The following is a 26,278-nucleotide window of genomic DNA, read 5'->3' as shown; positions in this document are numbered from 1 at the left end:
CGCATGACTGGACGGTTCGCGCCGACGCCCTCGGGGCGCATGCATATCGGCAACATCACGGCGATGCTGGCCGCGTGGCTCGATTCCCGGGCGCGCGGCCAGCGCATGTTGCTGCGCATCGAAGACATCGACACCCCGCGCGTATTGCCCGACGCCGACCGGTGGATCATGGACGATCTCGCCTGGCTCGGCCTCGATTGGGACGGCGAGCCGGTCTACCAGTCGCGGCGTCTCGACCTGTACGAGCAGGCGTTCCGACTGCTTGCCGAGCAGCCGCTTATGCCCGATGCAGAGGCCTCCCCTGGCAGTCACAGCCCGCATAACCCGCACAGCCCACACAGCCCGCACAACCCACACGCTGTTTCACGAGATGTTTCACACGCCGCCCCCTGTGTTTCACAGAACGTTTCACAGAACGGCTCCCCCTGTGCCACGCCCCTGCCGCTCATCTACCCATGCTTCTGTTCGCGCGCGGACATCCGCGCCGCCTCCGCACCGAACGAGGGCGACGGCTTTCAGGTCTACCCCGGCACGTGCCGCCGGCTCATGCGCGAGCACCCGGACGAGGTACGGACCCGACTCGCACGCGGCGACCGTCATTCCTGGCGCATCGCCATGCCGGAACCCGCCATCGTCCCCGTCACGGATTCCGACGGCGACGAGCCGTTCGTCCACGCCCACGCCGACATCCACGCCGACGCCGACGTCCAGTACGGTTACGGTTCGCGCAGCCGCGACGTCACGTTCGACGACCGCGTGTTCGGCCCGCAACGCTTCGACCTCGCGCACGACATCGGCGATTCGGTGATCCGACGGTCGGATGGTCTGTTCGGCTACCAGTTCGTCGTCACCGTGGACGACCTCGCGATGGGCGTCGACTTGATCGTGCGCGGGCGCGACCTACTGCGCTCCACTGCATTGCAGGCGTATATCCGCGAGCGTCTCCTCGCCTCCGCCCTGCCGGCACCCACGACCGATCGGCAGTCCCCTGCCGACAAACACCACGCCCAAGCAGCCGCCCTGCTGGTCCCCTCTGACGAAGGGGCTGTCGGTGAGGAGACTGCCGGCCGCAGGTCGACCGGGGGAACGACCACCCCCGCAAGCGATGCCTCCCCCGCGCATCCCGCATACGCGCACGTCCCGCTCATCGACAACGCCGCCGGTCGTCGTCTCGCGAAACGCGAACGTTCGCTCGACATGGGCGCGCTGCGTTCGCGCGGCGTCACCGACGAACAGGTGACGGGCGTGTGCGCGTGGCTGCTGCGGCTCACCGACAAGCCGGAACCGTGCACGGCCGGCGACGCGCTCGAACTGTTCCGCGCGCACGGCTGGGCGCCGCTGCAGGCGCGCCATGAGGATCGACGACTCGACCCGGCCGACCCGGCTCTGCCCGGCTGGCTGACCGCCGCGCTCACGGCGTGATCGGACCACGGCGCGACGGGAGCATGGCGCGACGTAACCCGGCATGACAGGCGGAACGCGCGACGGAGATCGACGTTCCGTCTGGCGCACGCCGCACGCGCCACAGACGACCTTGCGAGTAGGCTTGAGGGCAGCGTTCGGCGACACTATGGGAGGATTGCCATGTCGAAAGCCTTGAGAAACGTTCTGATCGGCGGCGTCGCGGCCGCGGGAGCCGCGGCGTGGGCCATCGCGCCGCGTTCGTTCAACGACAAGCGCAGCAACTACGTGCCCGTCATCCCCGACGCGTGGTACGCGCACCGCGGCCTGCACGACGCCGGTTCCGGTCTCGTCTCCGCACAGGATGCAACCGACTATGCGGGCGACAATCCGGTCAGCGCCGCCGCGGACACGACCGCGGCCTCAATTGCCGAAAACGCCGATTACGTGGCGCTCGCGCGGCGCATGGCGATGAAGGCCGGCTACGGCACTCCGGACGAGACCGGCCCGATCGCGCCGGAGAACTCGCTCGCCGCGTTCGCCGCCGCCTGCGAAGCCGGGTACGGCATCGAACTCGACCTGCAACTGACGCTCGACGGGCAGGTCGTCGTCGTGCATGACGCGGACCTCCTGCGCGTGGCCGGCGACCCGCGCCGCGTGGAGGATCTCACCTATGACGAGCTGACGCGCATCCCGCTGTTCCCGGCCGCGCGCGGCTCGAAGCCCGGCGACCTCAAGGCGCACCCACTGCCGGGCGCCGACGAGAACCCGCCGCTGGTCGTCACGCCCGCGCACGCGCCGGAAGGCTACTACCAGCATGTGCCGCTGTTCTCCGACGTGCTCAAGGTGGTCGCGGGGCGCGTGCCGCTCATCGTGGAATACAAGTTCTCCGACAACGCCGTGTGGGGCGAACGTGAGATCGAACTCATGGAGAAGGGGCACGCGCTGCTGGAGGCGTACTCGGGGCCGTTCGTCATCGAATCGTTCAACCCCGGCGCGGTGAACTGGTACAAGCAGAACCATCCGGAAGTGTGCCGCGGACAGCTCAGCTGGCCGGCGCCCCTCAACCCCGCCAAGCCACTCGAATTCGCCGCAGGCCTGCTCGCCTTCGACTGGCTGTCCCGCCCCGATTTCGTCGCCTACGACTGGACCGGCGGCGCCTCGCCGCAGGTGCGTCTCGCGCGCGCGATGGGCGCGACCGCCGTCTCGTGGACGGTGCGCTCCACGGCGGAACTCGAACAGTGTGATCAGTACTTCGACCACCACATCTTCGAAGCCTTCGTTCCGGCGAAGTAGCACCCCCGGAGCCGCACCCCGCACCGTGCGTCCTTCCCCCATGGTGTGGTAAAACACCCATGGTGCGGTGACGCATAATAGCGGAATTCCGCCGTTATGGAGAAATTGTGTTACCGCACCATGGGATGGGAATCGCCGGGATGAAAACCGCCGCGTCCCTGCGAAGGGGCGCGGCGGTTGCCGCGTCACTCGTCGGTCTTGACACTGTCCACGGAGACGTCGGGGTCATCGGCCGGAGCGTCGTGGCCGCCGGCGAGCGGGTCCTCCGGCATGGCGGTGAGCTCCAGGTGTTCGCCGCCGGTCTGGTCGACGAGCACCGTGTCGCCGTCGTGCACCTTGCCGGCGAGCAGCATGCGGGCCAGCTGGTCGCCGACCTCGGTCTGCACGAGGCGACGCAGCGGACGCGCGCCGTACGCCGGATCGTAGCCCATGTTCGCGAGCCACTCGCGCGCGGCCTTCGTCACGTGCAACGTGATGCGGCGGTCGGTGAGCCGCTGCGCGACGCCATGCACCTGGATGTCGACGATGCCGCCGAGCTCCTCGCGGGTGAGCGGATGGAACATCACGATGTCGTCCAAGCGGTTCAGGAACTCCGGCTTGAAGTTCATGTGCACCGCGTCCATCACGGCCTTCTTCTTCTGGTCGGCGTCCATGTCCTCGTTGACGAGGAACTGGGAGCCGAGGTTGGAGGTCATGATGAGGATCGTGTTCTTGAAGTCCACGGTCCTGCCCTGACCGTCGGTCAGACGGCCGTCGTCGAGCACCTGCAGCAGCACGTCGAAGATCTCCGGGTTCGCCTTCTCGACCTCGTCGAACAGCACGACGGAGTACGGGCGACGGCGCACGGCCTCGGTGAGCTGGCCGCCCTGCTCGTAGCCGACGTAACCCGGCGCGGCGCCGATCAGACGGCTCACGCTCGCCTTCTCCATGTACTCGGACATGTCGATGCGCACCATGGCCTTCTCGTCGTCGAACAGGAAGTCCGCGAGCGCCTTCGCGAGCTCGGTCTTGCCCACGCCGGTGGGGCCGAGGAACAGGAACGAGCCGGTAGGGCGGTTCGGGTCGCTGATGCCGGCGCGCGAGCGGCGCACCGCATCGGACACGGCGGTGATGGCCTCCTTCTGGCCGATCACGCGCTTGCCGAGGTAGTCCTCCATGTGGAGCAGCTTCTCGTTCTCGCCCTGCATGAGGCGGCCGACGGGGATGCCGGTCCAGTCGGAGACGATCTCCGCCACGGAATCGGCGTCCACATGGTCCGGGACCATCGGCTCGGGCTTGTTCTGGCCATCCTCGGCGGATTCGGCGTCGGCCTTCTCGGCGGCGGCGAGCTGCTTCTGGATGGCCGGCATTTCGCCGTACAGGATGCGCGACGCCTCGGCGAGGTTGCCTTCGCGGGTGAACTTGTCCGCCTGAACGCGCAGCGCGTCGAGCTTGGCGCGCAGGTCGCCGACCTTGTTGTGGCCGGCCTTCTCCGCGTCCCAGCGGGCCTTCAGGCCCGAAAGCTTCTCGCGCGCGTCGGCCATTTCGGCCTGCAGCTTCTCCAAGCGCTCCTTGGAGGCCGGATCCTCGGCCTTCTTGAGCTGCATCTCCTCCATCTCGTAACGGGTCACCTTGCGCTGGAGCTCATCGATCTCCTCCGGGGAGGAGTCGAGTTCCATACGCAGGTGGGCGGCCGCCTCGTCGACCAGGTCGATGGCCTTGTCGGGCAGCTGGCGGCCGGAGATGTACCGGTTGGACAGCGTCGCGGCGGCCACGAGCGCGTCGTCGCCGATCGTCACCTTGTGGTGCGCCTCGTAACGCTGCTTCAGGCCACGCAGAATCGCGATCGTGTCCTCCACGCTCGGCTCGCCGACGAACACCTGCTGGAAACGACGCTCCAGCGCCGGGTCCTTCTCGATGTTCTCGCGGTACTCGTCCAGCGTGGTCGCGCCGATCAGGCGCAGTTCGCCGCGGGCGAGCATCGGCTTGAGCATGTTGCCGGCGTCCATCGAGCCTTCGGCCGCGCCGGCGCCGACGATCGTGTGGATTTCGTCGATGAACGTGACGATCTGGCCGTTCGCATTCTTGATCTCGTTGAGGACGCTCTTCAAACGTTCCTCGAATTCGCCACGGTACTTCGATCCGGCCACCATGGAGCCGAGGTCGAGGCTGATGAGCTTCTTACCCTGCAGGGTGGTCGGCACGTCGCCGGCGACGATGCGCTGCGCGAGGCCCTCGACGACGGCGGTCTTGCCGACGCCGGGCTCGCCGATCAGCACCGGGTTATTCTTGGTACGGCGGCTCAGAATCTGGATGACGCGGCGGATCTCCTGATCGCGGCCAATCACCGGGTCGAGCTTGCCTTCCTTCGCGGCGGCGGTCAGGTCGGTGGAGTACTTCTCCAGCGCCTTGTAGCTGCCTTCCGCGTCCGGGCTGGTCACCTTCGCGCCGCCGCGCACGCCCGGCACGGCCTTGCGCAGGGCTTCCGGCGTGACGCCGTACTTCTTGAGGATGTCGGCGGACTGGTTCGGCGCCGACGCGGCGATGCCGATGAGCAGATGCTCGGTGGAGACGTACTCGTCCCCCATCTGCTGCATCTCCTTCTCCGCCTGCGCGAGCGCGGCGGTCAGCTGACGGCTGGCCTGCGGCTGCGAGGTGCTGGAGCCGCTGGCGCTCGGCAGGGCGACGAGCGCGTTGCGCACGGCCGCGCCGATGGCCTGCGGGTCGCCGCCAGCGGCCTGGATGAGACCGCGCACCACGCCCTGCTCCTGGCGCAGCAGCGCGTCGAGCACATGCAGGGTCTCGACCTGCGCGTTGCCTGCGGCGGACGCGCTCTGGATGGCGTCGCCGATGGCCTCTTGGGCCATGGTGGTGAACTTCTGTTCCATACTGTCCTCCAAGTCTTGTCGTCGCCCGGCGGACGGCGGCTGCGGAACGATTCACAACCGTTCCGCAGCCGCCGTCCGCCGGGCTTCATGTCATGTTCTGACATGCTCAACCGACCCGAAGCACATTCTATTCCCAAAACTTGAGCGACATTGACTCAAGTTTCTCTCAACGTCACACCTGCTGCCCGCAGATGGGGCACGGCACCAGATGATCGGCGGGAACCAGCCAGACCTGACCGCAGGCGCAGCGGCGGTCCACGTACAGCAGCTCCTTGCGGATGTAGTCCAGCGTCTGCTTCGTGGCCTCATCGACCGATTTTCTGCCTCATTTTGATACCATATGATGCAGAAAACGCAACAATGAGGCAATAACGGCCATCATACGGCGAGAACGGAGAGGTAGGTCCATGCGGGAATTCGATTACGTCAAGGCGGCCCTGCCGCTGCTCACCCCACGCACCACCGGCCTGCTGACCGCCATCCACGAGGCCAAGGGCCGGTGCAGTGTCCGTGCCTCGATTCATCCGGATATGCTGCAGACCCTCGTCGAGGTCGCACGGATCCAGAGCACGGATGCCTCCAATCGCATCGAAGGCATCGCCACCAGCGACAAACGCCTCAACGACCTCGTCAAGGAGAAGACCACTCCACGCAACCGCGACGAGGAGGAGATCGCGGGATACCGTGACGTGCTCGCCACCATCCATGACAGCCACGACTACATACCGCCCACGCCGAACGTGATCCTGCAGTTGCATCGCGACCTGTTCCATCACACGCCGTTGACGTTCGGCGGACGGTTCAAGGACAGCGACAACGTCATCGTGGAACGCGACGCGAACGGCGAACGGCACGTACGGTTCGTCCCGCCGTCGGCGTTGGTCACGCCGGACCTCGTCGCGAGCATATGCGCCGCATATGCCGATTCGATGCGTGATGGTCGCACCGATCCGCTGCTGGCCCTCGCCATGTTCGTATTCGATTTCACCTGCATCCACCCGTTCAACGACGGCAACGGCCGTATGAGCAGACTGTTGACGCTGCTGCTCCTGTACCGCAACGGTTACGAGGTGGGCAAATACATCAGCGTCGAGCATCTCATCGAACGCAGCAAGGACACGTATTACGAGGCGTTGGCGGCCAGCACCGTCGGCTGGAACGACGGAACGAACGACTACGCGCCGTTCGTGAATTACCTGCTCGGCGTGATTCTGGCGGCATATCGGGAACTCGACGAACGCATGGCTTCACTGTCCCTGACCGCTCCGGACGCGAACGGAAACGCATTGCGGAAAGCCACCAAGGAGGAGCGCATCGCGGCACTGTTCGACCATGAACTGACGCCGCTGTCCAAAGCGGACATCCTCGCGCGCATGCCGGACATCAGCATGACCACCGTCGAGCGCACGCTCAAGACCTTGCAGGATGCGGGACGCATCAAGAAAATCGGCGCCGGCCGCGCCACACGGTACGTGGCGCGGCAATCATGACCCCGCGTGGATGTCACGCTGCCATCACGGGCACCGTCACGAATACCGTCACACGCGCTACGCGCGGACGATCACGTTGCGCAGATCGCCCACGCCCTCGACGTGGACGATGGTCTCGTCGCCCGGGTCGAGGTGGCCGGAGGCGTTCGGCGTGCCGGTCATGATCACGTCGCCGGGCAGCAGCGTGGAGAAGCTGGAAATCGCGGCGATCTGCTCGGGAATGCCGTGGATGAGGTTCGCGGTCGTGCCGGACGCCATCGGCACGTCCTCGCCGTTGAGCGTGAACGAGATCTTCGCGTCCTTCCAGTTCACGTCGTCGCGCGTGACGATCCACGGGCCGAGCGGGCAGGACGTGTCGAAGCCCTTGGCGCGCGTCCAGGTCGGGTCGAGGCCCTGCAGGTCGCGCAGCGTCACGTCGTTGACGCAGGTGAAGCCGAGCACGTAGTCCATGGCCTTCTCGACCGGCACGTTCTTCGCCACGCGGCCCATCACCACCGCGAGCTCAGGCTCGAAGTTCATGTCCTTCGAGCACGGCGGGTACACGATCGGATCGTCCGGGCCGATCACCGAGGTGGACGGCTTGGTGAAGATGACCATGTCCTCAGGGGCGTGGGAGATCTCCGAATGGCCGGCCTCGTGCATGAACTGCGCGTGCGCCTCGTAGTTCTTGGCCAGACCGTACACCTTGGAGGGCAGCACGGGAGCGAGCAGGCGGATGCCGTCGGCGTCGAGCGCGTAGCGCTTGCCGGTGGGGGCGACCTTGCCGCCGAACAGCGGATGGCCGTCGAGTTCGACGAGATAATCCTTGCCGTCGGCCTCGTCCGTCTGGACGAAGGCGTAACGCGGCGAATCATTGAGTGAAAAACGTGCGATTCTCATAGTGCCCAGTCTAGCCGTCGCCGCGCGTTCCGGCGGGCGTACGCCACACGCCGGAACGCGCGCACGCCGCCACCGGACGCGACGTGCGCGACGCCGCGGCCGGTGGCGAGGTGCCGCATAGAGCGTCAGCGCGACGGCAACGCCGCGGCCGTCCGGGCGACGACCGCGTCGATGCGCTCGACGTGCGCGGACCGCTGGTACGCGGTCGAGCGCGAATCGCCGCTACCGGCGTCGTCGAAGTCGTAGCCGAAGTCGTAATCGAAATCGTCGCCGTGGTCATAGTCGTAGTCGTAGCCGTAATCGTCGCCGTCGACGTACTCGTACGAGGAATGCCCCGACGGCGCGTTCGCCACTATGACGACGATCAGGATGACCAGCAGCAGCTGCATCAGCATCGACACCGCGCTGATGATGATGCCGGCGAGCGCGAGGCCTTTGCCTTTCTCGCCGGTCTTCCTGGTCTGCGAGTAACCGATGATGCTGAGGATCAGGCCGACCAGCGCGATGATGAACGAGCAGACGAATCCGGCGATGGCCATCGGATTCCACTTGGGTTCCGGCTGGTAATACGGGTTGTACCCCGGACCTGCCGGTGGGACGGGCTGGCCGGGAGCCGGCTGGGGGTAAGCATTCGGCTGGGAGTATGGCTGCTGGGCGTATTCGTTCGGATTCGCGTCATTGCCGCCCGGCACGCCCTGACCGGCAGGAGCGCCGAAAGCGTTCGGACCGTATGAGGCACCGGGACCAACCGGGTTCACGGGATTGCCAGAGACCGACGGAACGTTCGGATTGCCGGAATCGTCGGGATTGTTCGGATTGTACTGATCGGCCATAGCGCCCTCCTCGTCGACTGCGCCGACTGTGATGTTCCTATCAGCTTACCGCCGCCGCCCACGACATGCGGGCGTCGGCGCACGGCATAACCGAGGCGCGGCGGCACGACGGCGGCATAATGGTGAGGGAACCGCAACATGTGGGAACCGCACACCATTACAAGGAGGAACCATGGCCATCGCGGACAAGAAGGTGCTCATCATCGTGAACAACTGGGGCATCGAGGAGACCGAACTCACCCGCCCGCTGCGCGACCTCAAGGCCGCCGGCGCGCAGGTGACGCTCGCCGCCACCGAGCTGGAGCCGTGCGAGACCGTGCAGCACGACCGCTACGAGGGCGAGACGCTCACGCCGGACGCGAAGCTGTCCGACGTGCAGGCGGCCGACTACGACCTGCTCGTCGTGCCCGGCGGCACCTGCAACGTGGACCGCATCCGCGTGAACAACGACGCGATCACGCTGGCCCAGGAGTTCGCGCACGAAGGCAAGCCGATCGCCGCGATCTGCCACGGCGCCTGGCTGCTGGTGAACGCGGGGCTCGCCGAGGGCAAGACCGCCGCGCCGTGCCGCTACATCGCCGCCGACATCGAGAACGCGGGCGGCCACTACGTCGACGAGCAGCTGCACGTCGACGACGCGAACGGCTGGCGTCTCATCACCTCGCGCAAGCCCGACGACCTCGACTACTTCGTCGGCGCGATCAAGGACACGCTGAACGCCTGAGCCATAGCGGCGACGCCACGTAGGTCCCGGCACCGGGACCCGCACAGGCACAGCTATGCGTGAGGGGTGTGCATGGTGTCAATGTCCATGCACACCCCTCACGCATATCCGCGGCCGATGCCCGATCCCGCGCGCCGTCAGATGAACGCGCGCGGGCCGAAGATCGCGGTGCCGACGCGGACGATCGTGGAACCCTCCTCGATGGCGAGCGCCATGTCCTGCGTCATGCCCATCGACAGCTCCGTGCAGCCTTCCGTGCCGGGCGCGCCGGAGGCGAGAATCTGGTCGCGCGTGCGTCGCAGGTGCGCGAATCCGGCGCGGATCGTGGCTTCGTCGTCCACATGCGCGCCGATCGTCATGAGACCTTGCAGCTTCAGCCCGCCCATCGCGCCGATGCGCTTGGCGAGGTCGATGGCATGGCTGGGCGCGCAGCCGGATTTCGACTCCTCGCCGGACTCGTTGACCTCGAGCAGCACGCCGACGGTCATGTCACGCATGACGGCTCGGCGTGCGATCTTCTCCGCAAGCTCGATGGAATCCACGGATTCGATGGTGTTGACGACGGGCAGCACCTTGCCGATCTTGTTCGACTGCAACTGGCCGATCAGGTGGAACGGCACGTCGCGCCCGAGCTCAAGGCCGCGCGCATGGCATTGCCGCGCGAGGCCGTCGGCCTTCGCCTGCACCTCCTGCGGACGGTTCTCGCCGATCATGCGCACGCCCGCGTCGATGGCGGCCATGATCTCGCCCACGTCGCGCGTCTTCGTGGCGGCGAGCAGCCTCACCGAACCGGGTTCGCGCCCGGCGGCCTTCTCCGCTTCCGCGATGCCTTCGAGCACGCGGTGCACGCCCGCCGCGATTTCGGCCTTGCGCTCCTCGCCGATCGTCTCGTTCGTCAGATCCTTATGGTTCATGTACGCCGTCATGTTCGCCGCACTCCCCCTGTTGTCCATCTCGTCGCGTTCACCTACCGTACGCCTACTGTACGCGCGGAGGCGGCCCCGCGCACGGCATGCGGGCGTCAGTACGCGCCGGCGATGGCCTGATCGAGGTCGGCGATGAGGTCGTCCGCATCCTCCAGTCCGATGGACAGGCGGATGAGGTTGTCCGTCACGCCCGCGGCGAGACGGTACTCGGCCGGCACCTCGCGATGCGTGATGCGCGCAGGGTCGACGATGAGCGAACGCGCGTCGCCGATGTTCGGCACGTAGGAGAAGACCTTCGTGCCGTCGAGGATGCGGCGCACGTTGCTTTCGTCGCCGTCGACGAGGAATGACAGGATCGTGCCGACGCCCTTCGGCAGGTATTTCGGCAGCAGATCGAACTGGGGCGTGTTGCCGAGTCCGGAATAATTGACCTTGACGACATGCGGCGCGCGCGTCAGGTGCCTGGCGACCGCGGTGGCGGTCTCGACCTCGCGTGCCACGCGCTGCGGCAGCGTCTCCAAGCCGACGAGCGACAGGTACGCGTTGAACGGGCTGGGCACCGCGCCGAACGTGCGCAGGTACTTGATGCGCACGCGGCGGATGAACGCCTCGTTGCCGAACCGTTCGGCGAAGCTGTGCTCCACGCCGCCGCGCTCGTCGCTGATGACCTGCTCGTTCGCGGTGAAATGCGGGAACCGGCCGTTCGCCCAGTCGAACCTGCCGGCGTCCACCACCACACCGCCGATCGCGTTGCCATGCCCGGTGATGCCCTTCGTGGTGGAGTGCACGACAATGTCCGCACCGAATTCGATGGGGCGCAGCAGGTAGGGCGTCGGCACGGTGTTGTCGACGATGAGCGGCAGACCGTGCTCGTGCGCGAGCTTCGCCAATGGTTCGAGATCGGTGATCTCGGTGGAGGGGTTCGCCACGGATTCGGCGAAGATGGCGCGCGTGTCCGGACCGATCTTCGAGGCGACCTCGTCAAGGTCGTTGATGTTCTTCACGAAATCGGTGTGCACGCCGAAGTGCGGGAAGAAACTTTCCATCGCGTCGACGGACGCGCCGTACAGGTTCGAGGGGGAGATGATGCGACCGCCCTCTTCGGCGGCGCACAGCAGAGCGAACGAGACGGCCGCCATGCCGGAGGCCACGGCGACCGCGCCGACGCCGCCCTCGAGCGCGGCGATGCGGCGCTCGAGCGCGTCGACGGTGGGGTTGGCCACGCGCGAATACGAGAATCCAGTGGTCTCCCCCGCGGCCAGCGCGTCGCCGCGCACGGCGCTTTCCATGTCGAACGCTGCGGAGGCGTAGATGGGCGTGCTTACCGCATCGTCGTGCTGGAACCGGTCGTAGCCGGCATGGATGGCCGCTGTCGCGAAGGCTTGCGTCATGATATTCCCCTTTGGAGTCCGTATTTGGTCAACAGTGTAGGAACGGGGCACGTGCGACACGTGCCCCGTGGTACAGGTGCTGGTTATCGTGCGGTATCGGCATAGCTGATACGCCGGGCGCAAGCCGGCTCAGGCGCGTTTCGCCGTTTCGGGTGATATCTCGTGTGATATCTCGGGGGAAACCGTGTCCCATTCCTCGGTGGCGCGTGCCGCCAACGCTGCGAGGAACCGCACGCCGGGCCAGATGGCCGCCGGGTCGGGGCGGAACGTGGGCGTGTGCGAGGCTCCGGCGTCGCCGGCGCCGACGTGCACGAACAGACCGGGAACCCGTTGCAGATAGTAGGAGAAGTCCTCGCCGCCGAGCTGCGGGCGGTCTTCGGTTACGGCGATGCCTTCGTCCCCGGCGACGCGGCGGCCGAACCGCGACCACGCCGGATCGTTGACGACGGAGGGCGAACCGAAGAACCAGCTCACTTCGGCGGTGGCACCGTATGCCTCCGCAGTGCGTTCGATGATGGCGACCGCCCGATCCTTGGCCGCTTCGCGGTCGGCCGGTTCGGTGGTGCGCACGGTGCCTTCGAGGAACGCGGTGGACGGGATCACGTTCCACGTGCTGCCCGCCTCCACGTGCGTGACGGACAGCACTCGCGGGTTGACCGGGTCGAGGTTGCGCGCGGTCACCGCCTGCAGTCCCTGCAATACGGCGCCGAGCACGGTGATCGGGTCGACGCCGTGCTGTGGTTCGGCGGCATGCGACCCCGAGCCGTGGATGGTCGCCTGGAATTTGTCGACCGCGCCGGTCAGGCCGCCTTCGCGGATGGAGATGGCGCCGGTCTCGCCGGGCCAGTCGTGCGTGCCGAAGAACGCCTGCACATCGTCGAGCACGCCCGTGTCGAGCACCTGCACGGCTCCGGTGGGGCGTTCCTTGGTGGCTTTGCCCTCCTCGGCCGGCTGCAGGATGACCTTGACGGTGCCGTGCAACGTGTCGCGGCGTTCCTGCAGCAGGATGGCGGCGCCGACCGCCACCGTCATGTTGAAGTCGTGGCCGCAGCCATGCATGAGCCCCTCGTTCTCGGAGGCGTACGGCAGTCCGGTGTTCTCGGTGATGGGCAGTCCGTCGATGTCGCCGCGGATGGCCACGACCGGCCCGGGAAGCGCGCCGCGCACCACGGCCACGAGCCCGGTCTTCAATCCCGAGTCGAGAATCTCGATGCCGTGCGACTCGAGGATGCCGCGCAGTCGCGCCGTGGTGGCGAACTCCTCGTAGGAGGGTTCGGGGTGGCGGTGGAACCAGCGGTAATGCTCGAGCAGTTCGGACTCCAGCGGCTGCGCGTTCGTTGCGGTCGTTGCGGTCGTTGCGGTCACTGTTTCGCCCCTCCCAGGTACGCTTCCTGCACTTTCTCGTTGCCGAGCAGGTCGGACGCCTTGCCGTGCAGGCGGATGCGCCCGTTCTGCAGCACGTAGCCGTAATCGGCGATGGACAACGCCAGTTCTGCCTGCTGTTCGACCATGAGCACGGAGACGCCGAGTTCGTCGCGCAGTCTGGCGATCTGCTCGAGCACGTCCTCGACGAGTTTGGGCGACAGGCCCATCGTGGGTTCGTCCATGCAGATGATCTTCGGTTTGCTCATCAGCGCGCGGGCGAACGCGAGCATCTGCTGTTCGCCGCCGGACATGGTGCCGGCCTGCTGCGTGCGGCGTTCCTTCAGACGCGGGAACCGCTCGTACATGGCCTCCAGGTCGGTGGCGATGCCGCCCCTGTCGTGCCGCGTGTAGGCGCCGGAGAGCAGGTTCTCCTCGACGGTCATCTGCGGGAACACGCGGCGGGCCTCGGGCACGGCCGCGATGCCGGTCTCGACGCGTTTGCGCGTGGACAGTTTCGTGATGTCCTGTCCCTCGTACCACAGCGAGCCGGTCTTCGGATGGTTGATGCCGAGGATCGTCTTCATCGTCGTGGATTTGCCGGACGCGTTGCCGCCGAGCAGCGAGACGATGGCGCCTTTCGGCACGCGGATGGACACGTTCTGCAGCGCGTGCACCTGCCCGTAGAACACGTTGACGTCGTCGAGCGCGAGCAGGGCGGACTTGTCGGCCTTGACGGCTTCGCTCTTGTCCTGTTCGAGGTCGGCGTCTTGCTCCTCCACCGTGGCGAGAGGCCCGGAGGCGTCGTCGGATTCGATGGCGTTCTGCATGGCGAGCACGTTGCTCTGCCCGGAGACGCGCGTGTGGTTGATCTCGCGGCGTTTGCCGAGGTACGCCTCGACGACCTGCGGCGCGTTGCGCACGTCGTCCGGCGCGCCCTCGGCGATGATGCGGCCGCCGTCCATCGCGATGACGCGGTCGGACAGTGCGGTGACGAGTTCGATCTTGTGCTCGACGAGCAGGATCGTGTGCCCTTGCGCCTTGAGGTATTGCAGCTGTTGGAGCACTTCGGCCGTCTCGGACTGGTTCATGCCGGCCGTGGGCTCGTCGAGGAGCAGCAGCTTCGGCTCGCTGATGTGGGCGCGTGCGATTTCGGTGCGGCGGCGGTTCGCGTAGGAGAGCGTGTACGCGTAGTCGTTGCGGCGGTTGCCGAGACGTTCGCGGAAACGGTCGATCTCGCGGCCGACGCGGATATCGACCTCCTTGGCCTCCTTGCGCGCCTTCGGCCCGGGGATGAGCGCCACGCCGGTTTCGGCCAGCAACGGCAGCCATCGCACGATCGGGTAGCGCTGCAGGTTCTTGAACGGGCGGGCGGCGCGCAGGCGCTTGTGGTAGCCGAGGTTGATGTTCTCGTCGACGGTGAGCGCGCCGAACACGCGGCCGTTCTGGAACGTGCGCGCCACGCCGCGTTCGGACATTTCGGACGACGGGTAGCCGGCGACCGGCTCGTCGTCAAGGTCGATGATGCCGGAATCCGGTTCGAGGAACCCGGAGATCAGGTTGATGGTGGTCGACTTGCCGGAGCCGTTGGGCCCGATGATGGAGATGACTTCGCCGCGGTGCAGGTCGAAGGAGACCTTGTTCACCGCGTGCAGTCCCTCGAACGACTTGTCGAGGTCGCGCACACGCAGTACGACGGGCGCGTCGAGCACGGCCTTGCGGTGCTTCTCCGCGTATTCGGCGAGCGCGGCCGTGTCGGTGAGGCGCTCGTTGGTGATGTCGATGCCGGTGAGGGCGTCGACGGTGGAGAACGGCTCTTCGGCGATGTTTGCGGCCACGGTGGTGTTTTCGGTCATGGCTGGCACTCAGGCTTTCCGGGCGAACAGGCCCTGCGGACGGAACAGGATGACGAGGACGAGCAGCACGCCGTACAGGAGAATGCGCGCGTCGGTGGCGAAACGCAGCAGCTCGGGCGCCCCGATGAGGATCACGGAGCCGATGAGCGCGCCGATCGGCGAGTTCATGCCGCCGAGCACGATGATCGTCAGGATCAGGATCGACATGTTCGAGTTGAAGATGGTCGGGTCGATGTACGTGTACTGGTGGGCGAGCAGGGAGCCCGCGAGGCCGGCGAAGAACGTGGCCAGCGCGTAGGCGAGCGCCTTGTATGCGCCGGTGCGGATGCTCAGCGCCTCGGAGGCTTCGCGGTCGGAGCCGACGGCCTCGAACACGCGGCCCAGATGCGTGGAGCGCAGGCGGGTGACGACGACGAGCGTGAGCAGGAGCACGATGATGTCGAGCAGGTACATCATCTGCTGCGTGTACAGGGTGAAGCCGAACACCTTGGGGAACGGGATGCCCTGGATGCCGAGCGAACCCTTGGTGATGGGCTCGGCGAGACGGATGATGGCGACCATGACGGCGCCCACGCCGATGGTGGCGATCGCGACGTAGTGGCCGGACAGCTTCCACACGGGGAACGTGAGGATGCTGGCGGCGACGGCGGCGATGACGCCGGCCGCGAGGAGGGCGGCGAGGAACGGCCAGTGCGCCTGGGTGGTGAGCAACGCGGAGGCGTAGGCGCCGACCGCGAACGGTCCAGCCATGCCGAGGATCGTCTGGCCCGCGGAGCCGGAGATCATGGTCAGGCCGACGGCGGCGATCGCGTAGATGGCGACCTGCGTGCCCACGCCGGCGAGGTAGTCGGAGAAGAAGAACGGGGTGGCGAGCAGCGCGACGGCGCCGATGAGGTTGCCCCACCACGGCAGTTCGATGGGGCGTCCGCCGCCGAGGAACGTGCCGGTGAGCGGTTCGGACTTGACGTCGTTCTTCGGCCCGAGCAGGCCCTGCGGCTTGAGGATAAGGATGATGAGCAGCGCGCCGAACGTGATGAGGTCGTGCGCGCCGTCGCCGAACAGTGAGATGCCAAACGCCTCGACGACGCCGAGCACGAGGCCACCGACCACGGCGCCCGGGATGGAGCCGAGACCGCCGATGGTGGCCGCGACGAACGCGGTCATGCCGATGGTGCCACCGTTCATCGGGTTGATGTTGGCGTTGAACAGGCCGACGAAGATGCCGGAGACGCCTGCGAGCACGGAGCCGATCACGAAGGACAGGTTGCGGATGGTCTTCACGGGGATGCCCATCTGCAATGCGGCCTCCGGATCCTGCGAGGTGGAGCGGATCGCCTGGCCGGACTTGCCGTATTTGAGGAACGCCCACAGGCCGAGCATGGAGACGATGGCGAGAATGACCATCACCACGTCGGAGGTGCCGAAGCGGACGCCGGCGAATTGGAGGTTGTAGGTGGGCAGCAGCTTCGGGAAGGGGCGGGTCTGCGGCCCGAAGATCATCTGCAGGCCGTTGTCGAGCACCTGGCCGACGCCGATGGTGGCGAGCAGCGCGGCAATGGGCTTGCGCCCTTCGAGCGGCGCGATGACGGCCACGTTCATGACGAGGCCGAGCAGGCCGGTGACCACGATCACGGCGATGAATGTGGGCACGATGCCCCAGCCTGCGGTGGTGCCGAGCCACCATGCGGTCATCATGCCGACCGCGACGATGGATCCCTGGGCGAAGTTGGCCACGTTGGTGACGCCGAAGATCAGCGACATGCCGACCGCGACCAGCGCGTAGGCGCTGCCATGGATCACTCCGGCGAAAAGTACGTCAAACATTGTCTCTACCTATTCTCGATCTACGATGGCCCTCCCACGGCCCGCCACGGCACGGCCACGCGTCAGGGCGTGACGGTGCCGTGGCGGGACACGGGAAGACCGCGGAAATCAGCCTTCGTACTGCTGGAACTTGCCGTCCTTCGCGATGAGCAGGATTGGCTCGATGTTGTCGGCGCGGCGGTTCTTGAGGTTGAACTTGAACGTGCCGCCGTTGCCCTGGTAGAGCGGGAAGTCGGTCACGGTCTGCAGGCCCTTCTGGATGCCCTCGCGGGTCGGTTCGGTCTTGTTGGCCGCGTAGGCGAGGTCGATGATCGCCTGGTAGGCGGTCACCTCGAAGTTGCCGGGGTTGTTGCCGTACTTGGCGTTGAAGTCCTTGACGAACTGCTGGGCCTTGGCGTCCTTGGTGCCGGTCGCGGAGAACGAGCCGGTGATGATCGCGCCTTCGGCGTTCTTGCCGGCGAGGTCGAGGAACTCCTTGGTCTCCTGGCCGCCGAAGTACGGGCCGGTGTAGCCGAGCTTGTCGCGCAGCGTGTTGATGACGAGCGCGCCGTCCGGGCCGTAGCCGATGTCGACGACCGCGTCCGGCTTGGCGTCACGCGCCGGGATCAGGATCGGCGACAGGTCGGTGGAGTCGGGCAGGTAGGAGGACTCGTACACGATCTGCGTGCCGTTCTTCTCGGCCTCCTCCTTGAAGTACTGGTAGGCCTGCTTGCCCCAGTCGTTCTCGATGTAGACCACGGAGATCTTCTTCGCCTTCTTGGCGACGATGTCAGCGTTGGCCTTCTGGTACTTGTCCTGGCCGATCTGCGGCGTCCACACGTGGTCGCCGGTCTCGGTGAAGGTGGGGGCCGAGTTGTTGAAGCCGTAGTGCACGAGGCCGGCCTGCTGGAAGGTCGGCGAGGCGGCGGCGGAGGCGGGCGAGGCGTAGTCGCCGACCACGGCGATGATGGACTTGTCGGCCACGAGCTTGGGGGCCACGGCCGCGTCCTGCTTGGCGTCGGACTGGGTGTCGAAGTACTTGAGACCGAGCTTCTTGCCCTTGACGCCGCCGTCCTTGTTGACCTTCTCGACGGCCAGGTCGAAGCCCTGCTGGAACAGCTTGCCGTATTCGGCGTACTGGCCGGTCTTCGGGTAGATGACGCCGATGTTCACGGTGTCGCCCGAGTCGGAGCCGGAACCGGAGTTCGCGGCGTCGCCCTGCAGGCCGCAGGCGGACACGCTGAGCAGCGTGCCGGCGGCGACAAGACCCGCGAGGGCCTTGCGGATGATCGATGTCTTCATGATGTTTCCCCTCTCTTACGAAAATCACGAACGCATTGATGCGGATGGATATTGTGGTACTGCATGTTCCGGCTTATGGCCGGAAAGTCTGTCTGTGTTCCTGCTGTGCCGTTCCCGCCGCACGGCCCTATCGGGTGACGCGCGTGGCGGCGAGCGCCTCGAGCGCCTCGTCGGTGGCGGGCGTGGGCACGGTGCAGCTGGGGGCGAGCAGGAACGGCTTGCCTTCGCGCAGCGCGATGGTCTCCTTGAGCTCGTCGCGCAGCTTGTCGACGTCGCCGCCGGGCGCGAACAGCTCGAAGTTGGCGCCGGCCACCGGAACGGCCGCGTAGTGGGCGTCCGCCTTCGGGTTGCCGGGCAGGAACTGGTCCCACTGCAGCACGTCGACGCCGGGCACGTCGAACCAGTTCGGGTGCGAGGCGGCGCGGCACGTGTGCAGCAGCACGACGGCCTGCGGGTTGGCGCGCTTGACCGCGTCGATGACGATGCGGTCGTAGGGCGCGGAGAACTCCTGGTAACGGGCGGCATCGAAGTAGTCCTCGCTCACCGTGCCGGTGACCGCGTAGAACACGCCGTCGAGCCCGGCGCCGCCTTCGGAGGCGGGACGCACGAGCGCCTTGGCGTAGGCGGCGAGCGTGTGGGCGATGTTGGCGAGCGCGAGCTTGGCGACTTCGGGCTGGTCGTCGATGAGCTCCTTGACGGTGAGCGTGCCGGTCGCGTAGTCGTCGCCCGGGTAGAGCGGCAGGTCGGCGATCTGCAGGAGCACGCTCAACGGCGAGAAGATCGTTTCGAGCACGGCGCGGTCCTCAAGCCCCTGGCGGATGAGCGCGGCCGCGGCGATCGCCTCGGCGAAGTATTCGTTGCGTTCCGGATCGAGCTCCTTGATGCCGGCCACGTCGGCCGGGGTCTCGATGGCGGAGGAGACACGCTTGGGCAGCACGAAGCCGGCGTAGTCGTCCTTGTCGTATTTCGAGCCCCAGGCCTCCGCGTAGTAGACGGCGCGCGGGTTGATCTTCACCCAGTCCCAGTCCCAGCGCCGGACGAAGTCGACGTAGGCGGAAGCGAACTCCTCGGCCCCGTATTCGTGACCGACAAGGTGCTGCCAGGCGCCGACGAGATACGGCACGTCGGTCGGCTTGTGGTTGACGATGTCATGGAATACGCTGCGGCGGTCCGTCATGGTCGGCTCCTTCTACTGCTGGATCGGATGATCGGTTGTTCGGTTGTTCGAATGTTCGATTCGGATACGTCCTGAAACCACCGGACGTCCCGTTCACCCGCTCATGGAAGCCCATGCGCGGCAGCCATGTCAAACGAAATACCGGCTTTTCCTTACTCACGTTTCTTATAACGGTTTATCCATCCGCGGTCTGCCGCGGATTTGCAATCGACTATCAACAACACCTATAGGCGTTCCTTGTGCGGACGGCGGCGCGGCGGCGCGTTTTCCGGTATGACGGAACGGGAAGCATACGAAACATGCCAGGAAGGGGGCGCCCATGGGCGCGAATCTGTATTTCATCGGCGGAGGCAACATGCCGACCGCCATCATCGAGGCGGTGCGGCGCAAATCGGACTCCTACCCGGTGGACCACATCCGCGTGGAGGAGATCTCCGAGGCGCGCGCCGCGTTCCTGAAGGACACGTACGGCGTGGAGCCGGCCCAGCCGACGGACACGCCGGATGCGGACATCGTCGTGATCGCCGTGCGCCCGCAGGACGACGTGGCCGGCGTGGCCGCCTCCGTGGCGAAACGTTTCGACCCGGCGAAGACCACGGTGGTCTCCATCGTCGCCGGGTACACGATCGCCAAACTCGAGCAGAGCCTCGGCGAGGGATGGCGCGTGGTGCGCATCATCCCGAACACGCTCACCACGGTCGACTACGGGTACAGTGGTGCCGCGTTGAACGCGAACGCCCGCCAGGAGGACGTCGACGCGTTCCTCAACACGTTCGGCAAGGTGCTGTACGTCGAGGAGCGGCTCATCGACATCATCACCGGCTTCTACCCGCCGAACATCGTCTACCATTTCATCGACGCCTACGTGGACGCGGGCGTGCTCGCCGGTCTGCCGCGCGACGTGGCGAAGGCCATCGCGCTGGACACGATCATCGGCGGAACCGAGTTCCTCAAGCAGAAGGACGTGCTGCCGCAGGTGCTGCTCAACATCAACAACTCCCCCGGCGGCGTGGGCATCACCGAGGCGTACACGCTGAACAAGACCGGTTTCGCGGCCTCCGTGCAGACGGCGGTGCTCGCGGCGGTGGAACGCACGACGTCGCTCGGCGCGAACGCGAAGTGACGGATACGGGAACGGATCGCAGGAATCTGCAAGGAGGTTTCGCACGACAATGGCACAGCAATTCACATGGGACCACACCGTCGAGTTCGTCAACGATCTGAAGGCGGCCGAGCAGGCGTTCGTCAAGGCGGGTCTCACCGCCCGCTACGGCGGCAAGCACGTGGGGCACGGCACCGAGAACTCGCTCGCCTACTTCACCGACAACTACCTCGAGTTCCTCACGTTGTACAGCCGTGACGAGGCGTTGGCGGAAACGCCTGACCGCGGGCTCATCTTCCACGAGGCGGGCGAACTGCTGCCCGATTTCGTAGGATTCTACCGCCCGGCCCTGCACGTGCACGGCATCGAGGCCGCCGCCGAACGTCTGCGCGCCAAGGGGCTCGATCTGGGTGAGATCGTGCCGGGCAACCGCACCACCGCGGAAGGCGAGGAGATCCGCTGGCAGCTGCTGTGGATCAAGGGCGACGACCAGGGGCTGCGCTACCCGTTCGTCATCGACTGGGGCGCAAGCGAGGCCGAACAGGAGGCCCGTTACGAGAAGAGCGGCCTGCTGCACCAGCACGCCATCGGCGAGGTGAACACGCGCCGCGCGCTGTTCGAAGTGCCTGATCCGGAAGCCGTGGCCGCGCACTGGTCGGACGTGTTCGACCTGGAGCGCACGGACGGCGACGGTTTCATCGACCTCAACGTAGGCGAGGGCCGCGTGTGGCGTTTCGTGCGCGGCGGCCGCAACTCGATCACCGAACTGCAGTATGAGGCGCCCGCCGGCAAGTCCTTCGACGTGACCATCGGCAAGGCGCGCTTCCGCAGCCTGTGAGCGGCGGCGCGGTGCGCACCGGCGCACGCGGATGAGGCTCTGTACCGGCGGCTCCGGTACAGGGCCTCGCTTGTTCTGACACAGGGCCTCACCCGTTCGTCCCGATACGACGGTGAAGGGCCAGCCGCGTGAGCGTCACCGGCCAGCACTCCAGTGTGCGCTGCTCCAATACCCCACACTCCAGCACCCACACACCGTTGATTTCGTGTAGAATCAGGCACTTCCATACCGTTGATTTCGTGCAGATGCTTTTCGTACACTCACATTCCACGTATCAGGCACGACAGAACCTTCTGCCACCCATCGCTCGATCGTGCGGTAGCGCCGATCGCCATCGTCGCCGAGGCTCTGCGGCGCGATGATGTCCATGACGAGCTGGGCCGCGCCGGGCCTGTATGCCACGTCGCGCGTGACGCGCGCGAGGCCGATGCGCTTCGTATTCGCCGGCATGTGAATGACGGCCGGTTCCGGTGCGGTCGTCATCGGTTCATCCTCGATGCCTTTACGCGGTTCCCATTCGATCATCCATCCGCCGGTGTACGGGACCCCTCATGAATCATGCAACCTTCTTGGCGTGAACCTGCGCGGTTCAGGGCATGACTTGTGCAATTGGGCGGCCAACCTGCGCGGTCGGCGGCCGAACCTGCGCAATCCGGGCAGTAACCTGCGCAGTCCAAGCCCCGACCTGCGCACAGGGGTGCTGAAAGAAGCCCTGTGCAAGGCGTTGGAGTGTGTACGCCATGTTTTGAAAAGCCCGGAATACCAAGGAAACCAACGATGCCATCCCACCCGGCACGAGCCGGCCTCCACGACCCCCATGCGCAGGTTCGTCACCAGACTGCGCAGGTTCGAAACCCAATCGCGCAGGTTCGTCACCAGACTGCGCAGGTTCACCAGAGGATTGCACAAGTTCATATTCCGACTGCGCAAGCCCTTCACCGAACCGCATGGTAAGCGAGGAAAATGGCAACCCACTGGAACACCGGCACCCCGGCAGGGAAAAACCTTCGCCAGTCTGTGTGACGAGGTATGCGTCCGCGCGGTGGAGATGAGCCCGCTCCTACGCGTGGAAAGCAACCGCAACTACCCGCCGATGCCTCTGCGCACGGCACCGCCGGCGCCGCGCGCAGATAAGGCCGATGCAAACCAGCGCAGACGGGGAGGGGCCGGTACCGATTCGCGGTACCGGCCCCTCCCCGTCGTTGGCATGTGGGTCACTTACGTTTGTGCGGATCACTTGGCCTTGATGGACAGCTCCCGGCGCGGGCGGACGTCGATGTTGGTGATCTGCACGTCCGGGGTGGCGTCGGCCACCCATGCGATCGCATCGGCCACGCTCGTCGGGTCGATGACGTCCTCGTGACGGAAATCGCCCCACGTATGGTCGTCGCGCAGCATCTTCGTATCCATCGGGCCGGGTGCGACGGTGCTCACCCGCACGCCGTTGGCGGACTCCTCCAGACGCAGCGTGTCCGCGTAGCCGCGCAGCGCGTGCTTGGACGCGGCGTAGACGCCGTGGCTCGGCACGCCGCGCGTGCCCGCGCCGGAGTTCACGAAGACGACGGTGCCGCGCGCCGCGCGGATCGGCACGATGAGACCGGCCGTCAACGTCGCCGGAGCGATGACGTTCACGGCCAGCGTCGCCCGCCACAGGTCGAGATCAGCATCCACCGCACGGCCCGTGGGGCCGACCGCAGCGACGTGCGCCAGCAGGTCCAGACGGTCGAGACGCCGTGCGGCGCCTTCCGCCCAGAGCTGCACCGCCTCGCCGTCCGACAAGTCGAGCGGTTCGGCCTCGACACCGTCGATGGCGTTCAACTCGCGCAGGGCGTCCTGCGAGCGCACCGGCGCGATCACACGCCACCCGCGCGCGGCGAGCAGTCGCGCCAACGCGCCGCCCACGCCGCCGCTCGCCCCGGTGACGACGGCCGTGCGCCGTTCGTCATGACGCTTCGTCTCCGGTATCGTCTCCGGCGTCGTCTCCGTCTCGCTCATCTGCACTCCTCCTTACGTCGTTTCCGTCCATCAAATCCGTTCAGGCCGCCTCGCCGACCACAATGAGCCCACTGCGCGCGGGAGGCTCGAACGTGAAGGACCCGTTACGCCAGCGCGTGACCGGCACGCCGTAGCGCTCCGCCACGCGGCGCAGTATAGCCGCCTGTTCGCTGGTGTCGGGCCAGGCGACGGCGAGTCCGTGCTCCTCGTCGGCCGCGCTGCGGTGGAACTCGTAGCGCGCGATGTCGTCCGGATCAGTCGACACGATGCAGCCGAGTCCCGCACGGTCCAACGCGTTCGTGAAACCCGCGATGGAACCGGGACCGTCCGCGACGGCGTCGCCGCGGTATGGTCGCGTACGTTCCCATTCGTCCACCACTGGATCATGCGCGACGTACCGCTCCGGTATCCGGTACGTGTAGGTGACGATCCGGTAGCCGCCATCCACGACGAATGTCTCACGTTCCGGCCTGCGCGTGAACCCATACGATTCATACAGCCGCCGCGCGGAGACCATGCGCAGTCCGGTGTGAATCTCCACCGTGCCGATGCCGAGCGCGCCGATGGACCGCACAGCATGGTCGATGAGCGCGCGGGCGACGCCACGACCCCGGTATTGCGGTCGGACGGCGAGTTGGCGGAACTCACGTTCGCCGGAACGTGTGAAGGCGAGCGCGTCGGCGTCGCCGAGCACGCCGCGCGGAGTCAGGACCACGCCGGCGATGTCGCCTTCTTCCTGCGCTGTCCAGATGCGGTATTCCTTCGCGTGCCGTTCGACGTCGCGCAGGTCGGCCTCGTAGAGCGGCGACAGTTCGATGGTCGAGCCGAAGGCGTCCACCAGCGCGTCGGCGACGTCCCCGTACTGTTCCGGTGCGGCTTCCACGATGTCCACCATATCGTTCCCCGTTCTTTCGCATGCGTATCGGATACTCGCGTCGGGCCGCACGAATCGCCGCGCGGCCCGACGTCGATGCGCTCAGTCGGCGAGCGCGGCCTTGAGCACGTCCTCGATGGTCTGCGGCGCGCGCCCAATCACGGCGGAGAGGCCTCCGGTCGGGCCGGCGAGCGCGCCTGCGGCGATGTCGCCGTCGAGTTTGGTGATCCAGTCGATGCCACCTTGCGGTACGCCGGCGGCGGCGAGGTCGGCGCCGCGCTGTTCGACGGAGACCGGCTTGAACGTGACTTCCTTGCCGTAGATCTCACCGGCGATGCGCGCGAGATCGGCGTAGGTGAATGTCGTGTCGGAGCCGAGTTCGAGAGTCGCGTTGACGAGCGTGCCGTCGAACAGCACCTTGGCTGCCGCTGCGGCGAGGTCGGGACGGGACGCCGCGGCGATGGCGCCGTCGCCGGCGGCGGTTTCGAGCACGCCGCTCGCGCCTGCCTGCTTGACCTCGTCGATGAAGTTCTCGGCGTACCAGGTGTTGCGCAGGCTCACATAGGGCACGCCGGCCTGCTCGAGGTAGGCTTCGGTGGCGCGATGGTCGACGGCGACGAGCAGCGGCGAGGTGTCCGCCTTGAGCACGGACGTGTAGGCGATGAGCTTGACGCCGTTCTTCTTGGCGGCGTCGATGACGTTGCGATGCTGCTGGGCGCGCTTGGAGAAGTCGACGCCGGAGACGAGAAGGACTTTGTCGACACCGTCCAGAGCCTTGTCGAGCGCCGCCGCGTCATCGTTGTCGACTTGTGCGGTGGCGACGCCGAGTTCCGTCTTGAGCGCGGCGAGCTTGTCGTTGTTGCGGCCGGCTGCGACAATCTGGTCGGCCGGAACGCCGAGTGCGATGAGTTCGCGCACGACGGCGGATCCGTAGTGGCCGGTGGCGCCGGTGATGAAGTAGGTCATGGTGTTTCTCCTGTGGATCGATGTGGGGGTGGTTCGGTTGATTCGGACGTGTTGGTTGCGTTGTTGCGTTGGCGAGGATGCGATATCGGTGGCGACGCGAGGACGGCGACGGTTGCGGCCGTCCTCGAGCGTCGCGGATGATGGAGCTCAGGCGGTGGCTGCTTCCTTGTATGCGGCGATCGCCTCGTGGGACGCCTTGGAGGAGACGGAGCAGGTCGGCGCGACGACGAGCACGTCGCCGGTGGCCTTGCGCGCCTCGGTGACCTCCGAGCGGATCTTGTTGAGCACTTCGGCGGTGGGCTCTTGGGCGAGCAGGTTGTGGTTGACACCGCCGACCTTGGTCTTGTTCAGTGCCACGTCGATGCCGGGGTTGGTGGGATCCTCGTGGTCCCAGTTGATGCCTTCGAGCGGGAACTCCTGGAACCACTGCGGATGCGATTCGGCGCCGCATGTGTGCACGATGCGCAGCAGTCCGTCGGCGCCTTCGAGCTCGATGTCGTCGTAGGGGCGGGAGAACTCGTTGTATTCGGCTTCGCTCAGGAAACCGGGGTTGGTGATGCCGGCCACGACGAACACGAGCCCGTCCGCGCCGGCATCCTTCTGCGCCTCGGCGTACTTGGCGAGCGTCTCGGCGATCGCGTGCAGCGCGTGGTGCACGCCGGCCCGGTTCTCGCGGAACAGGTCGTGGATGGTGAGCGTAGTGGTGGAGCCCGGTGCGGGAAGGCCGGGGGCGAGCGGCAGGCCGGCGATCTTGCTGAGCACGTTGATCGGCGAGTACAGGGTGGCGAACACCGGGGTATCGGGCGCGCCCTCCTTGACCTTGCGTATCACGTCGAGCTGTTCCTCGATGGGCGCGTTGCCGGCGATGTCGAGCTCGTTCACCTTCCACAGGTCGTCGGGCGTGTTGACGAGCGCCTTCTTCTGCGCCGGAATCGGCAGGAACGGCACCGGGTAATCGTCGTAGTCGTATTCGTTGCCCCACGCCTCGGCGTAGTGCACGGTGCGCGGGTTGAGCTTGATCCAGTCCCAATCCCATGTGCGGGCGTTGCGCAGCGTGGCCGCGACGAGGTCGTCGCCGTTGCGTTCCGCGGCGACTTCGTGCGTGTACGAGCTCACCGGCGGACGGTCGGCCTTCTCCCCTTTGAAGACCGCGTTCAGCCTGTCGATCTTGCTCCATTCGGACATGGTTTCCCCCT

At 66.5% G+C, this 26,278-nt stretch carries 21 protein-coding genes; 6 read left to right on the top strand and 15 right to left on the bottom strand.

Annotated elements, in window-relative coordinates:
• Positions 1 to 3: 3 nt before the first annotated feature.
• Entirely contained in the window at positions 4 to 1,422 is a 1,419-nt protein-coding gene (locus tag BFAL_RS05490; protein ID WP_055427423.1) for a glutamate--tRNA ligase family protein, read from the top strand.
• 162 nt (positions 1,423 to 1,584) lie between these two features.
• Positions 1,585 to 2,697 carry a glycerophosphodiester phosphodiesterase family protein gene (locus BFAL_RS05485; RefSeq protein WP_055427422.1) on the top strand — a complete coding sequence of 371 codons (1,113 nt, stop codon included), beginning with the start codon at positions 1,585 to 1,587 and terminating at the stop codon, positions 2,695 to 2,697.
• A 185-nt stretch (positions 2,698 to 2,882) separates the two neighbouring features.
• On the opposite strand, the gene clpB is transcribed toward BFAL_RS05485, so the two are convergent.
• Positions 2,883 to 5,564 carry an ATP-dependent chaperone ClpB gene (gene clpB / locus BFAL_RS05480; protein ID WP_055427421.1) on the bottom strand — a complete coding sequence of 894 codons (2,682 nt, stop codon included), beginning with the start codon at positions 5,562 to 5,564 and terminating at the stop codon, positions 2,883 to 2,885.
• Positions 5,565 to 5,971: 407 nt separating this feature from the next.
• Between clpB and BFAL_RS05475 the strand changes: the two genes are divergently transcribed.
• A complete protein-coding gene (locus tag BFAL_RS05475; protein ID WP_055427420.1) occupies positions 5,972 to 7,054 on the top strand; it encodes a Fic family protein in 1,083 nt (360 codons plus the stop codon).
• A 57-nt stretch (positions 7,055 to 7,111) separates the two neighbouring features.
• Here the strand turns inward: BFAL_RS05475 and BFAL_RS05470 are convergent, their stop codons facing one another.
• Together BFAL_RS05470 and BFAL_RS05465 are read right to left on the bottom strand one after the other, a co-directional pair.
• Positions 7,112 to 7,933: a fumarylacetoacetate hydrolase family protein gene (locus tag BFAL_RS05470; RefSeq protein ID WP_055427419.1), complete on the bottom strand. Its 822-nt coding sequence runs from the start codon at positions 7,931 to 7,933 to the stop codon at positions 7,112 to 7,114.
• Between the two features lie 125 nt (positions 7,934 to 8,058).
• Entirely contained in the window at positions 8,059 to 8,766 is a 708-nt protein-coding gene (locus BFAL_RS05465; protein ID WP_055427418.1) for a DUF4190 domain-containing protein, read from the bottom strand.
• Positions 8,767 to 8,938: 172 nt separating this feature from the next.
• Here BFAL_RS05465 and BFAL_RS05460 point away from each other — a divergent pair, with 172 nt between their 5' ends.
• Positions 8,939 to 9,490, top strand: coding sequence for a type 1 glutamine amidotransferase domain-containing protein (locus tag BFAL_RS05460; protein ID WP_055427417.1), 552 nt, complete (start codon positions 8,939 to 8,941; stop codon positions 9,488 to 9,490).
• 137 nt (positions 9,491 to 9,627) lie between these two features.
• Here BFAL_RS05460 and BFAL_RS05455 read toward each other — a convergent pair whose 3' ends face one another.
• From BFAL_RS05455 to BFAL_RS05425, 7 genes are all read right to left on the bottom strand, one after another.
• Positions 9,628 to 10,416, bottom strand: coding sequence for a YggS family pyridoxal phosphate-dependent enzyme (locus BFAL_RS05455; RefSeq protein WP_082440395.1), 789 nt, complete (start codon positions 10,414 to 10,416; stop codon positions 9,628 to 9,630).
• A 95-nt stretch (positions 10,417 to 10,511) separates the two neighbouring features.
• On the bottom strand, positions 10,512 to 11,807 hold the full coding sequence (locus tag BFAL_RS05450) for an O-acetylhomoserine aminocarboxypropyltransferase/cysteine synthase family protein (protein WP_055427416.1): 1,296 nt from the start codon (positions 11,805 to 11,807) through the stop codon (positions 10,512 to 10,514).
• Positions 11,808 to 11,936: 129 nt separating this feature from the next.
• Positions 11,937 to 13,172 carry an amidohydrolase gene (locus tag BFAL_RS05445; protein ID WP_082440394.1) on the bottom strand — a complete coding sequence of 412 codons (1,236 nt, stop codon included), beginning with the start codon at positions 13,170 to 13,172 and terminating at the stop codon, positions 11,937 to 11,939.
• Entirely contained in the window at positions 13,169 to 15,025 is a 1,857-nt protein-coding gene (locus BFAL_RS05440; RefSeq protein WP_055427415.1) for an ATP-binding cassette domain-containing protein, read from the bottom strand. Before BFAL_RS05440 ends, BFAL_RS05445 begins: the two co-directional genes overlap by 4 nt.
• Positions 15,026 to 15,034: 9 nt before the next feature.
• Complete coding sequence (locus BFAL_RS05435) at positions 15,035 to 16,849, bottom strand: ABC transporter permease (protein ID WP_055427414.1); 1,815 nt, start codon at positions 16,847 to 16,849, stop codon at positions 15,035 to 15,037.
• 108 nt (positions 16,850 to 16,957) lie between these two features.
• Complete coding sequence (locus BFAL_RS05430; protein WP_055427413.1) at positions 16,958 to 18,130, bottom strand: ABC transporter substrate-binding protein; 1,173 nt, start codon at positions 18,128 to 18,130, stop codon at positions 16,958 to 16,960.
• Positions 18,131 to 18,257: 127 nt separating this feature from the next.
• On the bottom strand, positions 18,258 to 19,307 hold the full coding sequence (locus tag BFAL_RS05425) for a uroporphyrinogen decarboxylase family protein (protein ID WP_055427412.1): 1,050 nt from the start codon (positions 19,305 to 19,307) through the stop codon (positions 18,258 to 18,260).
• 319 nt (positions 19,308 to 19,626) lie between these two features.
• Here BFAL_RS05425 and BFAL_RS05420 point away from each other — a divergent pair, with 319 nt between their 5' ends.
• Together BFAL_RS05420 and BFAL_RS05415 are read left to right on the top strand one after the other, a co-directional pair.
• The gene (locus tag BFAL_RS05420) at positions 19,627 to 20,430 is read left to right on the top strand and encodes a pyrroline-5-carboxylate reductase family protein (protein ID WP_055427411.1); all 804 of its coding nucleotides are present in this window, start codon (positions 19,627 to 19,629) and stop codon (positions 20,428 to 20,430) included.
• A 49-nt stretch (positions 20,431 to 20,479) separates the two neighbouring features.
• A complete protein-coding gene (locus BFAL_RS05415; protein WP_055427410.1) occupies positions 20,480 to 21,247 on the top strand; it encodes a VOC family protein in 768 nt (255 codons plus the stop codon).
• 213 nt (positions 21,248 to 21,460) lie between these two features.
• Here the strand turns inward: BFAL_RS05415 and BFAL_RS05410 are convergent, their stop codons facing one another.
• The 5 genes from BFAL_RS05410 to BFAL_RS05390 form a co-directional block, all read right to left on the bottom strand.
• Complete coding sequence (locus tag BFAL_RS05410) at positions 21,461 to 21,772, bottom strand: hypothetical protein (protein ID WP_055427409.1); 312 nt, start codon at positions 21,770 to 21,772, stop codon at positions 21,461 to 21,463.
• A 708-nt stretch (positions 21,773 to 22,480) separates the two neighbouring features.
• A complete protein-coding gene (locus BFAL_RS05405; RefSeq protein ID WP_055427408.1) occupies positions 22,481 to 23,242 on the bottom strand; it encodes an SDR family NAD(P)-dependent oxidoreductase in 762 nt (253 codons plus the stop codon).
• Positions 23,243 to 23,282: 40 nt separating this feature from the next.
• Positions 23,283 to 24,137, bottom strand: coding sequence for a GNAT family N-acetyltransferase (locus tag BFAL_RS05400; RefSeq protein ID WP_055427407.1), 855 nt, complete (start codon positions 24,135 to 24,137; stop codon positions 23,283 to 23,285).
• A gap of 81 nt (positions 24,138 to 24,218) precedes the next feature.
• Positions 24,219 to 25,082 carry an NAD(P)H-binding protein gene (locus BFAL_RS05395; RefSeq protein ID WP_055427406.1) on the bottom strand — a complete coding sequence of 288 codons (864 nt, stop codon included), beginning with the start codon at positions 25,080 to 25,082 and terminating at the stop codon, positions 24,219 to 24,221.
• Between the two features lie 147 nt (positions 25,083 to 25,229).
• A complete protein-coding gene (locus BFAL_RS05390; RefSeq protein ID WP_055427405.1) occupies positions 25,230 to 26,267 on the bottom strand; it encodes a uroporphyrinogen decarboxylase family protein in 1,038 nt (345 codons plus the stop codon).
• Between the last annotated feature and the right edge of the window lie 11 nt (positions 26,268 to 26,278).

This window comes from Bifidobacterium aesculapii (assembly GCF_001417815.1).
Taxonomy (GTDB): domain Bacteria; phylum Actinomycetota; class Actinomycetes; order Actinomycetales; family Bifidobacteriaceae; genus Bifidobacterium; species Bifidobacterium aesculapii.
The sequence above is the reverse complement of the archived record's forward strand: the minus strand, read 5'-3'. Positions and strand labels throughout refer to the sequence as shown.